Source organism: Pleomorphomonas diazotrophica (genome assembly GCF_002844595.1).
Classification (GTDB): domain Bacteria; phylum Pseudomonadota; class Alphaproteobacteria; order Rhizobiales; family Pleomorphomonadaceae; genus Pleomorphomonas; species Pleomorphomonas diazotrophica.
Genome location: NZ_PJNW01000005.1, coordinates 187,241 through 205,405, shown reverse-complemented (window position 1 = coordinate 205,405; position 18,165 = coordinate 187,241). Strand labels below are relative to the sequence as shown.

The 18,165-nt window shown below is 63.7% G+C and carries 18 protein-coding genes; 5 read left to right on the top strand and 13 right to left on the bottom strand.

Annotated features, from left to right (window positions below):
- Window positions 1–73: 73 nt before the first annotated feature.
- Entirely contained in the window at window positions 74–1,120 is a 1,047-nt protein-coding gene (locus CXZ10_RS09115) for a MaoC family dehydratase (protein ID WP_101288830.1), read from the top strand.
- A 13-nt stretch (window positions 1,121–1,133) separates the two neighbouring features.
- Here the strand turns inward: CXZ10_RS09115 and olsA are convergent, their stop codons facing one another.
- The 4 genes from olsA to tsaB are packed head-to-tail and all read right to left on the bottom strand — an operon-like array spanning window position 1,134 to window position 3,590.
- Window positions 1,134–1,922 (bottom strand): lyso-ornithine lipid O-acyltransferase, encoded by a 789-nt coding sequence (gene olsA, locus CXZ10_RS09110; protein ID WP_101288829.1) that lies wholly within the window; start codon window positions 1,920–1,922, stop codon window positions 1,134–1,136.
- Complete coding sequence (locus tag CXZ10_RS09105; protein ID WP_101288828.1) at window positions 1,919–2,365, bottom strand: Fur family transcriptional regulator; 447 nt, start codon at window positions 2,363–2,365, stop codon at window positions 1,919–1,921. The genes olsA and CXZ10_RS09105 overlap by 4 nt, the downstream gene beginning before the upstream one ends.
- A 47-nt stretch (window positions 2,366–2,412) precedes the next feature.
- Window positions 2,413–2,907, bottom strand: a complete 495-nt coding sequence (gene rimI, locus CXZ10_RS09100; RefSeq protein ID WP_101288827.1) for a ribosomal protein S18-alanine N-acetyltransferase — start codon at window positions 2,905–2,907, stop codon at window positions 2,413–2,415.
- On the bottom strand, window positions 2,904–3,590 hold the full coding sequence (tsaB, locus tag CXZ10_RS09095; protein ID WP_101288826.1) for a tRNA (adenosine(37)-N6)-threonylcarbamoyltransferase complex dimerization subunit type 1 TsaB: 687 nt from the start codon (window positions 3,588–3,590) through the stop codon (window positions 2,904–2,906). Before tsaB ends, rimI begins: the two co-directional genes overlap by 4 nt.
- Window positions 3,591–3,734: 144 nt before the next feature.
- Between tsaB and hrcA the strand changes: the two genes are divergently transcribed.
- A complete protein-coding gene (gene hrcA, locus CXZ10_RS09090; RefSeq protein WP_101288998.1) occupies window positions 3,735–4,805 on the top strand; it encodes a heat-inducible transcriptional repressor HrcA in 1,071 nt (356 codons plus the stop codon).
- A 12-nt stretch (window positions 4,806–4,817) separates the two neighbouring features.
- Here the strand turns inward: hrcA and CXZ10_RS09085 are convergent, their stop codons facing one another.
- Window positions 4,818–5,228, bottom strand: coding sequence for a GFA family protein (locus tag CXZ10_RS09085; RefSeq protein WP_101288825.1), 411 nt, complete (start codon window positions 5,226–5,228; stop codon window positions 4,818–4,820).
- Window positions 5,229–5,402: 174 nt separating this feature from the next.
- Here CXZ10_RS09085 and grpE point away from each other — a divergent pair, with 174 nt between their 5' ends.
- A complete protein-coding gene (grpE, locus tag CXZ10_RS09080; protein WP_101288824.1) occupies window positions 5,403–6,023 on the top strand; it encodes a nucleotide exchange factor GrpE in 621 nt (206 codons plus the stop codon).
- A gap of 259 nt (window positions 6,024–6,282) precedes the next feature.
- Here the strand turns inward: grpE and lepA are convergent, their stop codons facing one another.
- Entirely contained in the window at window positions 6,283–8,088 is a 1,806-nt protein-coding gene (lepA, locus tag CXZ10_RS09075; protein ID WP_101288823.1) for a translation elongation factor 4, read from the bottom strand.
- 381 nt (window positions 8,089–8,469) lie between these two features.
- Between lepA and CXZ10_RS09070 the strand changes: the two genes are divergently transcribed.
- A complete protein-coding gene (locus tag CXZ10_RS09070; RefSeq protein ID WP_101288822.1) occupies window positions 8,470–8,994 on the top strand; it encodes a MarR family winged helix-turn-helix transcriptional regulator in 525 nt (174 codons plus the stop codon).
- A 13-nt stretch (window positions 8,995–9,007) separates the two neighbouring features.
- Here CXZ10_RS09070 and CXZ10_RS09065 read toward each other — a convergent pair whose 3' ends face one another.
- The 5 genes from CXZ10_RS09065 to CXZ10_RS09045 form a co-directional block, all read right to left on the bottom strand.
- Window positions 9,008–9,625: a class I SAM-dependent methyltransferase gene (locus CXZ10_RS09065; protein ID WP_180335924.1), complete on the bottom strand. Its 618-nt coding sequence runs from the start codon at window positions 9,623–9,625 to the stop codon at window positions 9,008–9,010.
- A 75-nt stretch (window positions 9,626–9,700) separates the two neighbouring features.
- Window positions 9,701–10,831 (bottom strand): molecular chaperone DnaJ, encoded by a 1,131-nt coding sequence (gene dnaJ / locus CXZ10_RS09060; RefSeq protein WP_101288821.1) that lies wholly within the window; start codon window positions 10,829–10,831, stop codon window positions 9,701–9,703.
- A 109-nt stretch (window positions 10,832–10,940) separates the two neighbouring features.
- The gene (gene dnaK, locus CXZ10_RS09055) at window positions 10,941–12,839 is read right to left on the bottom strand and encodes a molecular chaperone DnaK (RefSeq protein WP_101288820.1); all 1,899 of its coding nucleotides are present in this window, start codon (window positions 12,837–12,839) and stop codon (window positions 10,941–10,943) included.
- Between the two features lie 181 nt (window positions 12,840–13,020).
- Entirely contained in the window at window positions 13,021–14,526 is a 1,506-nt protein-coding gene (locus tag CXZ10_RS09050) for a hypothetical protein (RefSeq protein WP_101288819.1), read from the bottom strand.
- Between the two features lie 3 nt (window positions 14,527–14,529).
- Window positions 14,530–15,570 (bottom strand): glycosyltransferase family 2 protein, encoded by a 1,041-nt coding sequence (locus CXZ10_RS09045; RefSeq protein ID WP_101288818.1) that lies wholly within the window; start codon window positions 15,568–15,570, stop codon window positions 14,530–14,532.
- A gap of 187 nt (window positions 15,571–15,757) precedes the next feature.
- Between CXZ10_RS09045 and olsB the strand changes: the two genes are divergently transcribed.
- Window positions 15,758–16,657, top strand: coding sequence for a l-ornithine N(alpha)-acyltransferase (gene olsB / locus CXZ10_RS09040; RefSeq protein WP_425298933.1), 900 nt, complete (start codon window positions 15,758–15,760; stop codon window positions 16,655–16,657).
- Here olsB and CXZ10_RS09035 read toward each other — a convergent pair.
- Window positions 16,645–17,040: a GtrA family protein gene (locus CXZ10_RS09035; protein WP_101288816.1), complete on the bottom strand. Its 396-nt coding sequence runs from the start codon at window positions 17,038–17,040 to the stop codon at window positions 16,645–16,647. The genes olsB and CXZ10_RS09035 overlap by 13 nt on opposite strands.
- Window position 17,041: 1 nt before the next feature.
- Window positions 17,042–18,103 carry a glycosyltransferase gene (locus CXZ10_RS09030; RefSeq protein ID WP_101288815.1) on the bottom strand — a complete coding sequence of 354 codons (1,062 nt, stop codon included), beginning with the start codon at window positions 18,101–18,103 and terminating at the stop codon, window positions 17,042–17,044.
- Window positions 18,104–18,165: the final 62 nt, after the last annotated feature.

Below are 18,165 nucleotides of genomic sequence, written 5' to 3'. Positions count from 1 at the left end.
CGACCTTAGGTGGGGATGGACAGCCTGGCGTTGCGGGGCATGATGATCATCGATTCGCTGCGCGGGGTCAGTCATGAAGAGTAGCGGCGGCCGCTATTACGAGGACTTCAGGGTCGGTCAGGTCTTTCGCCATGCCAGCCCGCGCACCGTCACCGATGGCGACGTCGCCTTCTATCGAGCGCTGACCGGCAGCCGCTTCGCCTTGCAATCATCGGACGACTTCGCCCGTGCCGTCGGGCATCCGGTGGCGCCGATCGACGATTTCCTGGTCTTCAACGTCGTGTTCGCACAGTCGGTACCGGATGTCGGCCTCAACGCTGTCGCCAACCTCGGTTATGCCGGCTGCCGGTTCCTGTCTCCGGTCTATCCGGGCGAAACGATCTCGGCGGTAACCGAGGTGATCGGTCTGCGCGACACCGGCGGGCGCACCGGGGTGGTCTATCTGCGCACCACCGGTCACAAGGAAGGCGGCGTCGAGGTCATCGATTTTGCCCGTTGGCAGACCGTGCGCAAGACGGAGGAGGGCGTGCCGCCATTCTCCGAGCAACTTGTGCCGCCGCTGCCGGCGGCCGTTCCAGCCGATGCTCTTGGATCGCATCTGCCCGTGCTCGACCTCTCCGCCTGGGACAGCGGCCTGTCCGGCAGCCGCTTCCGTTGGGGCGACTATGAACTTGGCGAGCGCATCGATCATCTCGACGGTATTCTGATCGACGAGGGCAGCACCATGCTGGCGGCCCGATTTTTCGGCAATCCCGCCCGACAGCATCCGCTGCCCTTCTCCGACGAACGATCGCGCGGTCGCTGGCTGGTGCCGGGCGGCCTCGTCATGGCGATCGGCCGCGCCTTGTCGTTCAACGGTCTCAGCAACGCCGTCCACGTCGCGGCGCTCAATGCCGGCCGCTATGTCGCGCCGGTGTTCACCGGCTCGACCATCCATGCCTGGTCGACCATCGTCGGCAAGGAGTTGATCGACGGCCGCGACGATCTCGGAGCGCTGCGCGTCCGTCTGGTCGGAACGCGTGACCAGCCGGCCGCCGATTTCCCCGACCGGGACGACGCCGGCGCCTATCTGCCGTCGGTGGTGCTCGACCTCGATCTCTGGCTGCTGATGCCGCGCTAATGCGGCCGGATTTTCAGCCCCTGAGCTCGGCGGCGAGCAGGCGACGCACCGCTTTTTCCGCCTCGAGGGACACCTTCTTGCGGTCGGCGCTACGGTCGAAGCGGATCGGCTCGCCGAAGACGATGCTCACGTCGAAATCGGAGGCGGCGAGCAGCTCCTTGGCATGCGGTACCAGATCCTGGTCGCCGACCCAGGACACGATCGAGCGTCCCGACCGGCCGAGCGGCAGGCCGAGCATGTGAGTATAGGCGATGGCGACCGGCTGAACGAAAACCGCCTCGACGCCAGCCTCGTCGAGGGCGGTACGGGCGGCGCCGAACAGCGACGAGCGGAAGGGCAGCACCTGGTTGCCGTCCGACGTGGTCCCCTCGGGGAACAGCACGATGGCGTCGCCGTCGGCGAGGCGGCGGCCGATACTGTCCGCCTGATCGGCGGTGCTGCCGCGCCGGGCGCGGTCGACGAAGACGGAGTGCTGCAGGCGGGCAAAGAATCCGATCAGCGGCCAGGTGCCGACCTCGCGCTTGGCCACGAAGGACAGTGGCATCACCGCGCTGTAGGCGGAAATGTCGATCCAGGACGCATGATTGGCGGCAAGAAGCAGCGGTCGTTCGGCGGCCGGCCGGCCGCGCACGTGAAGGCGGATGCCGAGCGTCCACAGGGCCAGCCGGTGGAAGACCATCTGGAGCAGGCCGGCGAGACGCCAGCGAAAGTGCCGGGCCGGAAGATAGAGAAGGATGAGGACGGAAGCGGCCACGGAAAACAGCGGCAGCGTCAGCGCTGCCCTGACGTGGCCAGGTTTCACGCCTTGCTCTCCTTGTCGGCGTCCTCCAGCGGCACGCCGTAGAGTTCGAGCCGATGGTCGATCAGCTTGTAGCCGAGCTTGCGGGCGACCTCACGCTGCAGCGCCTCGATCTCGTCGCTGTGGAACTCGACAACGGCGCCGGTGCGAAAATCGATCAGGTGGTCATGATGTTCGTCGGGCAGCGGCTCGTAACGCGAGCGACCGTCGCGAAAATCGAGCCGGGCGATCATGCCGGCATCGTCGAACAGCTTGACGGTGCGATAGACGGTGGAGATCGAAATGTTGCTGTCGATCGCCGAGGCGCGCCGGTAGACCTCTTCGACGTCGGGATGGTCGATCGCCTGCTCAAGCACGCGCGCGATGATTCGTCGCTGCTCGGTCATGCGCATGCCGCGCGCCGCGCAGGCTTCTTCCAGAGAGAGTGGAGTGGATTCCTCGGTCATCGCGGATACCCTCGAACAATCGGCCGCCGTCGTCGGCCAACTATGGGTTATTTGAGATCGGCTCGCATGACAAGGGCGTTCGCAGTCCCGCCGGAGTAGTAGTTGGCACGACGGCCGACCTCGCGGAAACCGAGGCGCCGGTAGAGGGCGAGCGCCGGGCCGTTGCTCTCGTCCACCTCAAGGAACAGCGAAGCGACACGCATGAAGTAGAGGCGTCGGATCACCTCGTCCATCATCAGGCGGCCGATGCCTCGGCCGCGCCGCTTCGGCGAGACAGCGACCGTCAGTACTTCCGCCTCGTCGGCAGCCGCACGCACCATGACGAAGCCGACCGGTCGGCGGCTGAACGGCGTCCGCCCCTCGCGAGCGACGATGGTCGTCACCGTAGGGTCGGTGATCAACGCCTCCATCTCGGTGGCCGGCCAGCCGTGTCGGAACGCATGGGAGTGCAAGACGGCGAGGTCGTCGGCGTCGGAAACGCGACCGGGTTCGCAGATCGGCCGGGGAGCGGCAAACAGGCGCGTGAGGTCGCGAAGTTTCATGGCGTCGGGGCTCGTGCGAGAAGTCCGGGCACCGGCGGCTGCGGCTTGGCGTCCGGCGCCCTGAGATAGAGGGGGCGGGGCGCAGCGACGGCGGGATCGGCGAGGCTGCCGAGCCGGGCCAGCGCCAACGGATCGGTGGCGGTCATCGCGTCGACCGGCGGCACCCTTCGGCCCGAGATCGCCGCCTGATGGGCAAGGATCGCCGCACCAGAGCCGGCAACCACGGCGGCTCGGTCGCCAACGCGAGCAAGAATGGCTTCAGCGTCGGCTGCGAATGGGGATTCGAGGAGATCGCCCTTCGGTCCATAGAGGGCGGCATAGACCTCGCCGCGCCGGGCATCGACCGCAGCAAGCACCGGCCCGTCCACCGGTTCGTCGAGCGAGGCGGCGATGAGCCGAAGCGCATCGATGCCGACCACCGGCACGCCGAGAGCGAGGCCGAGGCCGCGCGCCGCCGCCACGGCGATGCGAATGCCGGTGAAGCTGCCGGGGCCGACGTTGACCGCGATGCGACCGATGCTTTCGATCTCCACGCCGGCCGAGGCGAGAAGCTCGTCGATCAGGGGAAACAGTCGCTCGGCATGGCCGCGCGAGATCGCCTCGGCGCGCATCGTCTCCCTGCCTTCGCCCGCAAGGGCAACGGCGATCCGGTCATTGGCAGTATCGAGCGCAAGCGTCAGCATCGGCCCCCTTTATCCCGACCGGCCGCCCCTGTCGAGCAGCGACGCCGCGTCGTCCACCTTCCCCGGGACCGAGGCCTTCGCGGGACTTGCGCCGGAGGGGCTGCGCGGCCAAATTGGATCTGATGGGAAAGGAGTTTGGGTATCGTGGTGACCACAGGTGGACAGGGGGGCTTGCGGGAACTCGATTCGCGGTCGCGCGACATCTTCCGCCGCATCGTCGAGGCCTATCTCGATACGGGTGACCCCGTTGGCAGCCGCAACATATCGCGCCTTCTTGCCGCGCCGCTGTCGCCGGCCTCGGTGCGCAACGTCATGTCCGATCTGGAAGCGGCCGGCCTCCTCTATGCCCCGCACACCTCGGCCGGCCGGCTGCCGACCGAGCTCGGACTTCGCTTCTTCGTCGACGCCATGCTGGAGATCGGCGACCTTACCGAGGGTGACCGATCAGCGATCGAGGGGCGCCTCAAGGCGTCCGGTACCGGCAAGAGCGTCGAGGACGTGCTGACAGAAGCCTCGCAGACGCTGTCCGGTCTGACGCGTGGCGCCGGCGTGGTGCTGACGCAGAAGGCCGACCCGCGGCTCCGTCATATCGAGTTCGTCCGCATCGAACCGACGCGAGGCATCGTCGTGCTGGTTGGCGACAACGGCACCGTCGAGAACCGCCTCGTCGATCTGCCGCCCGATCTGCCGGCCTCAGCCTTGCAGGAGGCGGCGAACTATCTCAATGCCCATATCCGCGGCCGCACCCTCAGCGAGACGCGCGCCGAGGTCGAGCGCCAGCGTGCCGCCCGCAAGCTGGAGCTGGACACGCTGACCGCCCGCCTCGTCGACGCCGGTCTCGCCTCCTGGTCGGACGCCGGCGGCAGTCGGCCGCAGACCCTGATCGTGCGTGGCCGTGCCAACCTCCTCGACGACGTCAGGGCGGCCGAGGATCTCGAACGCATCCGCGCGCTGTTCGACGAACTCGAAAGCTCCGAGGATCTGATCGAACTCCTCGGCCTCGCCGATGCGGGGGAGGGCGTGCGCATCTTCATCGGATCGGAAAACAAGCTGTTCGGCCTGTCGGGCTCATCGCTTGTGGTATCGCCCTACCGGGATACCGAGGCGCGGGTGATCGGCGTCGTCGGTGTCATCGGCCCGACCCGCCTCAACTATGCGCGCGTGGTGCCGATGGTCGACTATACTGCCCGCGTGGTCGGGCGCCTTCTTGGCTAGGTCGCGGCGCACTCAGTCCGTTGGGAACTCGTCATACTGCGGCAGGCTGTCGCAAATCTCGAACCACGGCGCCTTCGAGCCGACGAAGATATGCGCCGTCGGGCGGATCGACGGCGCGTCGACCAGTGTTCCCAGGGTGACATGCACATAGGCGCCGTCGCGGACCTGCGAATAGAGGAGCGAGCCGCAATGGGCGCAATGGGCGTCGTGATTGCCGTCGCCAAAGCGCATGATGTCGCCCTCTCCACGTACAACGGCGAGCTCCGTCGTGCGGATGCCGGCAAAGGGTTTGAAAGCGGAACCGGTCGCCCGGCGGCAGTTCGAGCAATGACAGTTCATGGCATACTCGAAGGCGTCGGCCACCTCGTAGCCTACCCGCCGGCAAAGGCATTCGCCGCGAAGGCGATATGGTCGATGACCCATTCGCTACGTTCCTGCTCACGAAAGCATGGAGGAGTAAGCCTCCGCGTGCAATAAAGACCGAACATGGCATCCGCCGCAACAATGGCCGCCAAGGGTTGATTTTCGCCTCGGGAACCCTCAAATCCGGGGCACGTCCGGCGGCGGTTGCCGCCTGTGATACAGCATGAGGACAAGATGGCAGACGAGACAGGACAGACTCCCGAACCGACCACGCCTGAACTGGACCCGGTGGTCGACCAGGGGCTCCAGCGTATCGCCGCCCTCGAAAAGGAGGCGGGCGACCTTAAGGATCAGCTCCTCCGCACGCTCGCCGACATGGAAAACCTTCGCCGCCGTACCGAGCGCGAGATTGCTGATGCCCGCACTTACGCGGTGACCAACTTCGCCCGCGATATCGTCGGCGCCGCCGACAACCTGACGCGTGCCGTCGCCGCCGTCGATGCCGAGGCGCGCGCCACTGGCGGCGAGTCGTTGATCTCGCTGGTCGAGGGCGTCGAGTTGACCGAGCGCGAGCTGATGAAGGCGCTCGAAAAGCACGGCATCAGTCGTGTCGATCCGGTCGGCGAGAAGTTCGACCCCAACTTCCATCAGGCGATGTTCGAGGTGCCCGACCCGAGCGTGCCCAGCGGCACGGTGGTTCAGGTGATGCAGGTCGGCTTCAAGATCGGCGAGCGCGTGCTGCGCCCGGCCCTTGTCGGCGTCGGACGCGGCGGCCCCAAGGCGACACCCGCCGAAGAAGCGGCCCAGCCTGACGCACCCGCCGAGAGCGGCCACAGGGTCGACAAGACGGTGTGAGCCAAAAAAGCTGGCGAGAACAACGAAAAGGGCGTCCGGAATGGACGCCCTTTTCCTTTCTTAAGACTGTTTGGTTTTGCTGGCCGTTTTCTACGCAATTACACGTAAAGACGACTGGTCGTCGGGCTCGTTCGGGTCTAGTGTGAGGTCGGCCCCAGGAGGGGATGGTCGCCCTCGGGCGGCAATGTCGGAACGGCCCCGTGTCACAAGGGGGACATTGCCAGCCCGGCGGCAGACGCGCCACATGCACGGTTCTGGCTCAGTCGTCCATTTTCAGGGCGGCGATGAAGGCCTCCTGCGGGATTTCCACCTTGCCGAACTGGCGGAGCCGCTTCTTGCCTTCCTTCTGCTTGTCCAGAAGCTTGCGCTTGCGCGTCACGTCGCCGCCATAGCATTTGGCCAGCACGTCCTTGCGGAGCGCCCGGATGGTCTCGCGAGCGATGATCTTGCCGCCGATCGCCGCCTGGATCGGGATCTGGAACATATGCTGCGGAATGAGATCCTTCAGCTTCTCGCACATGGCTCGACCCCGCCGCTCCGCCTGGCTGCGGTGGACCAGCACGGACAGCGCGTCGACCGGTTCGGCATTGACGAGGATCTGCATCTTGACGAGATCGCCCTCGCGATAGTCGCTGAGGTGATAGTCGAAGGACGCGTAGCCCTTGGAGATCGACTTCAACCGATCGTAGAAGTCGAACACCACTTCGTTGAGCGGCAGGTCGTACTGCACGATGGCTCGGCTTCCGACATAGGACAGGTCGATCTGGATGCCGCGGCGATCCTGGCAGAGCTTCAGGATGGCGCCGAGATAGTCGTCCGGCGTCATGATCGAGGCGCGAATCCACGGCTCGGAAATTTCCGAGATGCGGGTGACCTCGGGCATGTCGGCCGGGTTGTGCAGCTCGATTTCCGTGCCATCGGTGAGCGTCATCTTGTAGATGACCGACGGTGCCGTGGCGATCAGGTCGAGATTGAACTCGCGCTCGAGCCGCTCCTGGATGATTTCGAGGTGCAGGAGGCCGAGGAAGCCGCAGCGGAAGCCGAAACCGAGCGCGGCGGAGGTCTCCATCTCGAAGGAGAAGCTGGCGTCGTTGAGGCGCAGCTTGCCGACGGCGGCGCGCAGGTCCTCGAAATCGGCGGCGTCGACGGGGAACAGGCCGCAGAACACCACCGGCTGCGCTGGGCGGAAACCGGGCAGTGGTTCGGCAGTCTGCCGGCGTTCGTCGGTGATGGTGTCGCCGACGGCGGTGTCAGCCACCTCCTTGATCGAAGCGGTGATGACGCCGACCTCGCCGGCCTCCAGCTTGTCGCAGAGTTCGAGCTTCGGCGTCATGTAGCCGACGCGTTCCACTTCGTAGACGGCGCCGGTCCGCATCATCCTGACTTTCATGCCCTTCTGGAGCACGCCGTCGATGATCCGCACCAGCACCATGACGCCTAGGTAGGCATCGTACCAGCTGTCGACCAGCATCGCCTTGAGCGGCGCGTCCGGATCGCCCTTGGGCGGCGGCAGGCGCTTGACGATCGCCTCGAGCACGCCCTCGATGTTGAGACCGGTCTTGGCTGAAATCTCCACGGCGTCCGAAGCATCGAGCCCGATCACATCCTCGATCTGGCTCTTGACGCGTTCCGGTTCGGCGGCCGGCAAATCCACCTTGTTGAGGATCGGCACGATCTCGTGGTTGTTGTCGATCGCCTGGTAGACGTTGGCAAGCGTCTGCGCTTCGACGCCCTGGCTGGCGTCGACCACCAGCAGCGATCCCTCGCAGGCGGCGAGCGATCGGCTGACCTCATAGGCGAAGTCGACGTGGCCGGGCGTGTCCATCAGGTTCAGCGTGTAGGTCTCGCCGTCCTCCGCCTTGTAGGCAAGGCGAACGGTCTGCGCCTTGATGGTGATGCCGCGCTCGCGCTCGATGTCCATCGAATCGAGGATCTGGTCCTTCATGTCGCGCTGGGCGACGGCGCCCGTCGTCTGGATCAGGCGGTCGGCGAGCGTCGACTTGCCATGGTCGATGTGGGCGATGATGGCGAAGTTGCGAATATGGGAGAGCGGCTTTGTCGTCATGGCCGGCTAGATATCATTCCCCCGCTCCACCGCCAAGCACCTGACGTCCAGCCGGAGCAAGGTTTTCCGGCCTTTGGCCAGAATAACCGCCGGCCGTCGCGCCTCACGCCGGTTCCCGGCGGATGCCACTCCTGGCGCCGGGCCGCTCTTGCTCTACACCGTCTGCGTCGGGCGAAGCTCCTTGTGCTCAAGACCGAGTGGCTGCCACCGGCCGGCGGATGTCATGCGGCAGGAGCGTTACGCCTTAAGCGCAATACGTATTTTTCGGGGCGGTGCCTGCTACCACCTTCGTTTATCAATGATAATAGCTCGAGTTTTAGGTGATCCGATATCCGTCGGTGCTAGGGCGGCGGCATACCGGTGGGCGGAGGAGACGTAGAGATGCATCTGCCGAACAAGTTCGCCGCTCTCTCACTGGCCGTCACGGATGCGACGCTCGCCGGGGATACCGCTCTTGCGCCAACCGCTGTCGCCGCGCTGATCACCGCCGCCAACAACCCTCCAGCGAGCATCGGTGAGATAGCGGCCATTGTCGGCCTCACGCACTCGGCCACTGTCCGCCTCATCGACAGGCTGGAGACGGACGGCCTACTCCGCCGCCGCCGCCGGGTCGGCCGTGAGGTACAGGTGGAAATCACACCGGCCGGACGACGCAAGGCAGAAGGGCTGCAGGATCGCCGTCTCGCCGAAAGCAATGGTTTTCTTGAGGTTCTTTCCGCCGAAGAACGGGAACTTCTGGGGCGCCTCGTTGACCGAATGCTCTACCAGCATGCAGCGCGTGGGCACGACCGCCGTCGCCTGTGCCGCATGTGCGCGCGGGCCTATTGCAACTGCTGCTTCGAGGCGAATCGCGTGGAAGCCGAGCACACTCCTTCGGACGAGCCTGTGGCGAGCGAAGAAGCGTGACCGCCTTGCTGCTTCAAGCCTTGCGGTAGGTCCAGACACGGGCGGGCGGCAGATTGCGGACGATCCACCCGCTGACGTCCAGCGTCCAACGCCCCGCCTCTGCGGGAACCGGCGGCACCAGCGCATAGGAAAACTGGATGAAGGGGCGCCCTGGATCGAGAGCCGTCATTGCTTCGTCAAGGAGACGGCGGCGGCGGAGCGGCGGCTGAGTGAACAGCGGCAGGGAGGAGACGACCGCCGCCACCTTGTCGATACCGGCGCGCTGCAGCGCGTCACCGAACTGATAGGCATCGCCCACGGTCACGCCGAGACCGGGAAAGCGGCCTCGAATGTGCTCGGCGAAGTCCGGATTATACTCGATGGCCAATAGGCGCTCCGGCGCGACGCCTCGGGCCAGGAGTGCGGCGGTGACCGCGCCGGTGCCAGGCCCCAGCTCGACCACCGTTCCCTCCCAGGCAGGATCGACGGCAGCGGCCATGGCGCGGGCAAGCCAACGTCCAGAAGGGCTCACGGCGCCGGTCGTGAGCGGCTTTGCAGCCCAGCTTCTCAGGAATTTGAGATCGTCCGAATAATGGCAACGCACCCGCTTTGCCTCGGCGATCGCTTCATCCCGCAGTCGATGCACGAACATCCCTCACTCCCCGGTTCGGCTTGCAGACATCTCGGATCACAGCTTAAGCCTGGGGCATGTCATCGGTCTGGAGGCTCAGCTACCCAGATTGTCAAAGAAATCGCGGACCCGGGCAAAGAAGCCGGCCGATTCGGGATTATTCTCGCCGGACGACTCTCGCTCGAACTCCTCGAGCAGTTCGCGCTGCCGACGCGTCAGGCGCTGCGGCGTCTCGACGGTGACATTGATATACATGTCGCCGACGTCCCGCGAGCGCAGCACCGGCATGCCCTTGGACCTCAGACGAAACTGCTTGCCGGTCTGGGTCCCCTCCGGCACGCGTACCTTGGTCTTGCTGCCGTCGATGGTGGGCACCTCGAACTCGCCGCCGAGCGCCGCCGTGGTCATGGAGATCGGCACGCGGCAGTGGAGGTCGGCACCGTCGCGCTGGAAGAAGGCGTGCGGGCGAAGCGAAATGAAGATGTAGAGATCGCCGGCCGGACCGCCCCGGAGACCGGCCTCACCCTCGCCGGAAAGCCGGATGCGGGTGCCATCCTCGATGCCCGAGGGAATGTTCACCGACAGCGTCCGCTCCTGCGTGGTGCGTCCGGTTCCCGAACAGACCTCGCAAGGACTGGCGATGGTTTCGCCGCGGCCCTGGCAGGTGGGACAGGTGCGCTCGATGGTGAAAAAGCCCTGGCTGGCCCTGACCTTGCCGCTGCCGCCGCAGGTCCGGCAGGTCTGCGGGCTGGTTCCCGGCTTAGCGCCGGTGCCGGAGCATTTCACGCAGGTGATCGAGGTGGGAACATGGATCTCGACCGTCTTGCCGGCGAAGGCCTCTTCCAACGTGACGTCGAGATTGTAGCGAAGGTCGGCGCCGCGTTCGCGGCCGTTGGGTCGACTGCGCCGGCCGCCGCCCATGAACTCGCCGAAAATGTCGTCGAAAATGTCGGCCATTGAGGCGCCGAAGCCGGCGTCCGCGCCGCGGCCGCCCATGCCGTTCTCGAAGGCGGCGTGGCCGAAGCGGTCGTAAGCAGCCTTTTTCTGCGGGTCCTTCAGAACCTCATAGGCTTCGTTGGCTTCCTTGAAGCGGGCCTCGGCGGTGGTATCTCCCGGATTCTTGTCGGGATGCAATTGCATGGCGAGCTTGCGGAAGGCGCTCTTCAGCGTCTTTTCGTCGGCGTCGCGGGAAACGCCCAGCACGTCGTAATAATCGCGTTTGGCCATCGTTGGTCCCGAGTGGGAGAAACCCAGGGCGGCGCCTCCCGCCCGCCCTCAACAGGAAACGGCTCTCCGGTTGCGGGCCGGAGAGCCGGGGTGCACAGGAAGCCCGGCCTTAGCCGTTCTTCTTGTCGTCCTTGACCTCCTCGAAGTCGGCGTCGAGAACATCATCGCCCTCGGTGCTCGGCTTCTCCTCGGCGCCTCCCTGCTGGGCGGCATACATCGCCTCGCCGAGCTTCATGGCTGCCTGGGCGAGGGCGTTGGTCTTGGCCTTGATATCCTCGGCGTCGTTCGAGTCGATCACCGCCTTGAGGTCGGCAACGGCGCCTTCGATGATCGACTTGTCCGACGAGGAGACCTTGTCGCCATAGTCGGCGAGCGACTTCTCCGTCGAGTGGATCAGCGCCTCGGCGTGGTTCCTCGCCTCGACCGCCTCGCGACGCGCCTTGTCGGCGGCGGCGTTGGCCTCGGCGTCCCGCACCATCTTGTCGATGTCGGCATCCGACAGGCCACCCGAGGCCTGGATGCGGATCTGCTGTTCCTTGCCGGTTCCCTTGTCCTTGGCCGACACCTGCACGATGCCGTTGGCGTCGATGTCGAAGGTCACCTCGATCTGCGGCACGCCGCGCGGCGCCGGCGGCAGTCCGACGAGATCGAACTGGCCGAGCATCTTGTTATCGGCCGCCATCTCGCGCTCGCCCTGGAAGACGCGGATGGTCACCGCGCTCTGGCTGTCCTCGGCGGTCGAGAACACCTGGCTCTTCTTGGTGGGGATGGTGGTGTTGCGGTCGATGAGGCGCGTGAACACGCCGCCCAGCGTTTCGATGCCGAGCGACAGCGGCGTCACGTCGAGCAGCAGCACGTCCTTGACCTCGCCGGCCAGAACGCCGGCCTGGATGGCGGCGCCGATGGCCACCACTTCATCCGGATTGACGCCCTTGTGCGGCTCGCGGCCGAAGAACTGCTTTACCGTCTCCTGCACCTTGGGCATGCGCGTCATGCCGCCGACCAGCACCACCTCGTCGATCTGACCGGCGCTGAGGCCGGCGTCCTTGAGGGCCGCCTTGCAGGGGTCGACCGTCTTCTGGATCAGGTCGTCGACCAGTGCCTCGAACTTGGCGCGGGTGAGCTTCAGCGTCAGGTGCTTCGGGCCCTTGGCGTCGGCGGTGATGAACGGCAGGTTGATTTCGGTCTGCGCAGAGGACGAGAGCTCGATCTTGGCCTTTTCGGCGGCTTCCTTCAGGCGCTGCAAGGCAAGCTTGTCGCCACGCAGGTCGATGCCTTGCTCCTTCTTGAACTCGTCGGCCAGATAGTTGACGAGCCGCATGTCGAAGTCTTCACCGCCGAGGAAGGTGTCGCCGTTGGTCGACTTCACCTCGAACACGCCGTCGCCGATCTCCAGGATCGAGATGTCGAAGGTGCCGCCGCCGAGGTCGTAGACGGCGATGGTCTTGGAATGGTCGGACTTGTCGAGGCCGTAGGCGAGGGCGGCGGCCGTCGGCTCGTTGATGATGCGCAGAACTTCGAGGCCGGCGATCTTGCCGGCATCCTTGGTGGCCTGACGCTGGGCGTCGTTGAAATAGGCGGGAACGGTGATGACGGCCTGCGTCACGCTGGTGCCGAGATAGGCCTCGGCCGTCTCCTTCATCTTGGCCAGCGTCATCGCCGAGATCTGAGAGGGCGAGTATTTCTTGCCGTCAGCATTCACCCAGGCGTCGCCATTGTCGCCCTTGACGATGGCATAGGGAACAAGGTCCTTGTCCTTCGCCACCATCGGGTCCTCGAACCGGCGGCCGATCAGACGCTTCACCGCGAAGATGGTGTTCTCGGGGTTGGTCACCGCCTGGCGCTTGGCCGGCTGGCCGACCAGACGCTCACCACCGTCGGCGAAGGCGACGATCGACGGCGTGGTGCGCGCGCCTTCCGAGTTCTCGATCACCTTGGCGTTCTTGCCGTCCATGATGGCGACGCAGGAGTTGGTCGTTCCGAGATCGATGCCGATAACCTTGCCCATTTCGTCACTCCGTTCAGGCAGACCGTCCGAACCCCCTTCCGAGGCATTCGGCTAGATGCCGGATCTCCGGCCGGTCCCCGTTTTTCCCTTGAATGCTGACCGGGGAAGTCCCCGAATTCGGCCGGTATATAGGTTGCCGGCGAAGGCGACGCAAGACAAGCCCGCGTATCCTTGTCTCGTCTCAAGAGCCATTGGGCAGCCGGCGCCAAATTTCGATAGTGCCGGGGTCCTCTGGGTTGGCAACCGAGCTGGTTCGTTGATAGTGGGCAAAGGCGGCCGCGATTGACGGGTCCTCCTGTGCCCAAGCGAGCCAATCAAAATCGGAGCTCCGCTGCACCAGGATAACATCCGGCTTCTTTTCCAAAATGTCGTGTCGAAGATAGGCCCGGTCAAGCGACACCCAATTGTCGAGCGAGCGGTTTCTTTCGTCCGACAGATTTCCGAGCTTTTTTTGTTTTAGGGCTCCAACCGTTATCCATCGGGAACTCAGAGTGCCTGCCCATTTGCCATTAACATCCCTCGTTACTGGATGCCCCGGACCGTGTGAAGCAGCAATGGAAAGGATGCTTGGCTGTTTGAGCTCAAGGTCAAACACCGCCTTTTCTATGGGCGTGTAATCTATCCATGACCAAACTAAAAACCGAGCCGCCCAAGCAAACAAGACTGCGAAGCTGCCCAGCCAGATGAAGAAGGCCGAGCGCGACGGACCAACTTCCCGATTGAAAACCGGCAGGGTAACGCTCAGGCCGAGAAGTAAGCCGGAAGCCAGAGCCGGATATGCCTGATATGGCCAGCCCTTTGCCTGTTCCATGAAGGCAAGAAAAAAGCCAATGCCGGCGAGAAGGAGTACTAATGGCAAGGGCTGGAGCACCTTCCTACCAAGGGGCCAAACAGCAACGATGAGAACTAGTAAGATATAGCCGCCAAAATAGTTTGGCAGTAGTAGCAAAAGCCGATTCTCATGAACAGGACGGTAGATTTCGGTGAGTACTGGCAGCATTTTCGAGGTGAAGCTGGGGAAAAGCAGGCAGATAATAACCGCGTAAATCACAACTAGAGCACCAGCGGCTATAAAGGCCGGACTGTGGAGATCCGATATCCGGCGCCTTTGAAAAAACATTGCAAGACAGGGGAGGATGAAAACAAGAGCAAACTGCGGCTTGATGGCCATGGTGAGCCCGCCGAACAACCCCGCGACGAGTTGGTCCGAGCAAGTAAACTGCCGGCGGTCCGCACTGGCGATGATGAGCAGAAGTGGTAGCGAGGCGACGAAAGCCAAGTGGTCCTTTTGGCCAAAAGCGCCCATTGGCAAGACTATGATGACAAAGGCCGTTGCGATCCGAAATATCCCAGATTTCATGTTGAGTCCGGACCTTGCAATAAGGCGCGTTGAAAACTCAATGCATAGCAGACAGGTAATCATAGTCTGCAAAATAACAAATATCTCTGCCTTAAGATGAAAAATACGTTCAAGAATAATGGCTGGAGTATAAATTAATACAGACATTGGGGGGTTGGTTTCGATAATGTCGTCGTAGAGACGTCCTCCGTCTAGCAGGGAATCCGCCACAACTAGGAGCCAACTAATATCGTCTTTCGTTGGTCGCGAAATGTAAAAAAGAACGCTCGCGGTGGCTATAAATGCAAGAAGGAGGCGTTGCTTTGTGTCGCTAATAGGTAGTTTCATGGCTTATGCTGATCGACTCTCTTCTGAAGATGCGGAAACAACGTCTGCCGTGGCGGGTAACCCATTCTTGGCGGCGGATCGGTCTCGCAGCGTAGAGCGACGTTCGATGTAGAGAGGCCGGCCGCGAACCTCCGCAGCGATGCGGCCAATATATTCGCCCATAATTCCCAGTGCCATGAAGTTAATGCCGCCGAAAAGCAGCATTACCACCATCAAGGAAGTATAGCCTGGCGTATCGGTGCCCGCGACAATCCGTCGCACCACCAAAAATAGACTGTAGAGGAAGGCACTCAGCGCAATAGCCGATCCTATGTAGGTCCAGATACGGAGCGGAACGGTTGTCGAGCCAGCAAAACCGTCAAGCGCGAAGTTCCACAATGGCCACGGGCGCCACTTACTACTACCTGCTGTGCGGAGCTCGCGCTTGGCTTGCACGGTCTCCTGATGGAACCCAACCCAGGAGACAAGCCCTTTCATAAAGCGAGCACGCTCGGGCATGTTCAACAGCGCGTCGACAACCACACGGTCAAGCAGCCGGAAATCCCCGACGTTCTCGGGGATTGGGCGTTCGGCCAGTCGATTGTATACTTTGTAAAACCACTCAGCCGAAATTCGTTTTGAAGAAGTGTCGGATAGGCGGTCCGACCGTTTGACGTTGACCACTTCGGCACCTGACTGCCAATGTCTGACCATTTCCGGCAGCACTTCAGGGGGGTCCTGCAGATCGACATCCATGGGGATGATGACGCGGCCACGAGCGTTGTGAAGGCCAGCGGTGAGAGCTGCGTCCTTACCGAAATTGCGCGACAGTGACACCACTTCGATTTCGGGTTGCCGTAGGCGCGCTTCCATCAGATAGGCATAAGTACCATCTTGGCTGCCGTCGTCGACGAAAAGCAACTCGTAACTCATGTCCGGGCCGACCAACCGGCAGGCTGTCTCCGCCGGCTGAGCGACTCGGCGAAGAAACGGCTCGATGGCATCTTCTTCATTGAAGACCGGTATTATGATCGAAATTAGGATGAGATTGCCTTGGGATGCCATTGGCCTTCACTCGTCGAAGAAAGCGGCAAACCATAGGATGCAACCTGTCAAACTTCCCTTAAGCAATCCACATCCTGGCTAGATTGAGTCGAGAGTTAGCAGCTTTCCCTGCCGGATCTGCTACCAAAATGTCACGAGATCGTCGGCGAACTGTCACTATCCTCGCGGCAAGGATGGGATGGTGGCTATGCTTTTTGGCGGAGGGCTCACGATGTTCGGACTTCCTGGCACTTTCCCTGCAACGCAAGCGAGGCGCACGGTGGCGGGTGAGGCTGCTCCCCTCGGCCGCATGGGTGCGCTGGAGGTGCGGCTGGCCCGTTCGACCGCCGAGGTCCGCGCCGCCCAGGCGCTGCGCTATCGCGTCTTCTACGGAGAGATGCAGGCCACAGCCGACCCGCGCACCCTCATCCGCCGTCGCGATGCCGACGCCTTCGATCGTTATTGCGACCATCTGCTCGTTCTCGACCACGACGATGTCGAGATTCGGCCGTTCCGCAAGGCCCGGCCGCGCATCGTCGGCACCTATCGCCTGTTGCGACAGACCGTGGCCGAGCGTCATCGCGGCTTCTACACCGCCGGCGAGTTTTCCATCGAGCCGCTGCTCGCCCGTCATGCCGGCCTTGAGTTTCTTGAGCTTGGCCGGTCCTGCGTCATGAAGCCCTATCGCAGCAAGCGCACCGTCGAACTCCTGTGGCAGGGCATCTGGGCCTATGTGCTGAACAACGGCATTGACGCCATGATCGGCTGCGCCTCCTTCGAGGGCACGGATCCCAACGCTCTAGCCCTGCCGCTCTCCTTCTTGCATCATCACGCGTCTGCCGACGCCGATTGGCTGGTAGAGGCGCGGCCCGAGCGTGCCGTCTCCATGAACCGGCTGCCGATCGAGACGGTGGACATGCGCGCCGCGCTCGCCGGAATGCCGCCGCTCATCAAGGGGTATCTTCGCCTCGGCGCCATGGTTGGCCGTGGTGCAGTCGTCGATCGTCCCTTCGGCACCACCGACGTGATGATCGTGTTGCCGGTCGATCGCATCTCCGAGCGCTACGTCAAGTATTACGGCGCCGACGCCAGTCGCTACGCCGCCTGATCATTCTTGAAGACCAGACGGGAATAACCGACAAAATTCATTACCATGCCGACACCGGTTCCCGCCGCTACGGCGAGCACTGGGCGCAGGCCGGGCAAGGCGACAAGGGCAGCGGCAAAGACTAGGTAGTTGGCGGCGATCGAGACGAGCGATACCGCGAAATAGCGCGCCCGGCGGCCCGGCACCGGTACGCGCCGTTCTTTCCAGGTAAGATTGCGGTTGATCGTGTAGGTGACGGCGATGGCGACGGCCACCGCGAAGACGCGGCCAAGGTAAGGGCTGATGCCCAGACCGGCGAGCGCCTCGGTCAGTCCCGCATCGACGGCGAAGCCGCTGAAACCTGCAAGAGCAAAGCCGCCCAGCCGCCTGACGACGAGGGGCATCTCAACCCGCCTTGCGGTCGGACAGGCGATCAAGCCGGTGCATGAGGTCACGGAGGGCCGCGAGATTCGCTGCCGTTTCTGCCTCGGCAGGTTCCTCCGTTGGCCGGAGCGCGGGGATCGACAGATAGAGGATGCGCTTTTGCTCGACGCGGGAGCGGGCGAGGCTGTCGAGCACGAGCCCGGCGGTCGCCACAAGCGCGGCGAGGATCGTCAGACCGGTCGACAGCACGGCGGTCGGCAGGCGCGGCACCAGACCGGTCTCGACATAGGTCGCGAAGACCGGCAGAGCCAGGATGACCGCGGCGGCGGCGAATGCGCCCGAGAGCACGCCGAAGAAAAGGCTTGGACGCGTCTCCTTCACCAGCATGGCGAACATCATCAGAATGCGGAAGCCGTCGCGGAAGGTGCGCAGCTTGGACGGTGCCCCCTCGACGCGGCGGCCGTAGTCGAGCTGTAGCTCCACGGTGGGAATGTGAAGCTGTCCGGCATGCACGGCCATCTCCGTCTCGATCTCGAAGCCATGCGACACGGCCGGGAAGCTTTTGACGAAGCGCCGCGTGAAGGCGCGGTAGCCGGAGAAAACGTCGGTGAAGTCGGGGCCGAACAGCCGCCGATAGAGTCCGTTGAAAAGCCGATTGCCCAGGGCATGCCCGGAACGACCGGCGTCAACGGTGACGTTGCGGCGTACACCGACGGCCATGTCGGCACGTTCGGTGACCAACGCCCGGACGAGGTCCACGGCGTCGCGTGGATCATAGGTGCCGTCGCCGTCGGCCATGACGTAGATGTCGGCATCGATGTCGGCGAACATGCGCCTGACGACGTGGCCTTTGCCCTGCCGACCCTCGCGGATCACTTCGGCGCCGGCCACCCGTGCCTCGATGGCGGTGCGGTCGGAGGAGTTGTTGTCGAAGACGCAGATGCGCGCCTCCGGCAAAGCTGCACGGAAGCCGCGCACCACGGCGCCGATGGTCGCACCCTCGTTGTAGCAGGGCAGAACCACTGCGATATCGAGCCCCGGAAAGACGGGGGTGGTGTCGGTTGCGATCTCACTTGCGGTCATGGGGCCATCCGGAGGATGCGGACCGCGATGGGCGGTGCGCCGCCTTTACCTTTTATCCATCG

Coding starts and splice junctions, on each gene's coding strand:
- CXZ10_RS09115 (WP_101288830.1), top strand. CDS start 74: ATGAAGAGTAGCGGCGGCCGCTATTACGAGGACTTCAGGGTCGGTCAG.
- CXZ10_RS09105 (WP_101288828.1), bottom strand. CDS start 2,365: ATGACCGAGGAATCCACTCCACTCTCTCTGGAAGAAGCCTGCGCGGCG.
- rimI (WP_101288827.1), bottom strand. CDS start 2,907: ATGAAACTTCGCGACCTCACGCGCCTGTTTGCCGCTCCCCGGCCGATC.
- tsaB (WP_101288826.1), bottom strand. CDS start 3,590: ATGCTGACGCTTGCGCTCGATACTGCCAATGACCGGATCGCCGTTGCC.
- CXZ10_RS09085 (WP_101288825.1), bottom strand. CDS start 5,228: ATGGGTCATCGACCATATCGCCTTCGCGGCGAATGCCTTTGCCGGCGG.
- grpE (WP_101288824.1), top strand. CDS start 5,403: ATGGCAGACGAGACAGGACAGACTCCCGAACCGACCACGCCTGAACTG.
- lepA (WP_101288823.1), bottom strand. CDS start 8,088: ATGACGACAAAGCCGCTCTCCCATATTCGCAACTTCGCCATCATCGCC.
- CXZ10_RS09070 (WP_101288822.1), top strand. CDS start 8,470: ATGCATCTGCCGAACAAGTTCGCCGCTCTCTCACTGGCCGTCACGGAT.
- CXZ10_RS09065 (WP_180335924.1), bottom strand. CDS start 9,625: ATGTTCGTGCATCGACTGCGGGATGAAGCGATCGCCGAGGCAAAGCGG.
- dnaJ (WP_101288821.1), bottom strand. CDS start 10,831: ATGGCCAAACGCGATTATTACGACGTGCTGGGCGTTTCCCGCGACGCC.
- dnaK (WP_101288820.1), bottom strand. CDS start 12,839: ATGGGCAAGGTTATCGGCATCGATCTCGGAACGACCAACTCCTGCGTC.
- CXZ10_RS09050 (WP_101288819.1), bottom strand. CDS start 14,526: ATGAAACTACCTATTAGCGACACAAAGCAACGCCTCCTTCTTGCATTT.
- CXZ10_RS09045 (WP_101288818.1), bottom strand. CDS start 15,570: ATGGCATCCCAAGGCAATCTCATCCTAATTTCGATCATAATACCGGTC.
- olsB (WP_425298933.1), top strand. CDS start 15,758: ATGCTTTTTGGCGGAGGGCTCACGATGTTCGGACTTCCTGGCACTTTC.
- CXZ10_RS09035 (WP_101288816.1), bottom strand. CDS start 17,040: ATGCCCCTCGTCGTCAGGCGGCTGGGCGGCTTTGCTCTTGCAGGTTTC.
- CXZ10_RS09030 (WP_101288815.1), bottom strand. CDS start 18,103: ATGACCGCAAGTGAGATCGCAACCGACACCACCCCCGTCTTTCCGGGG.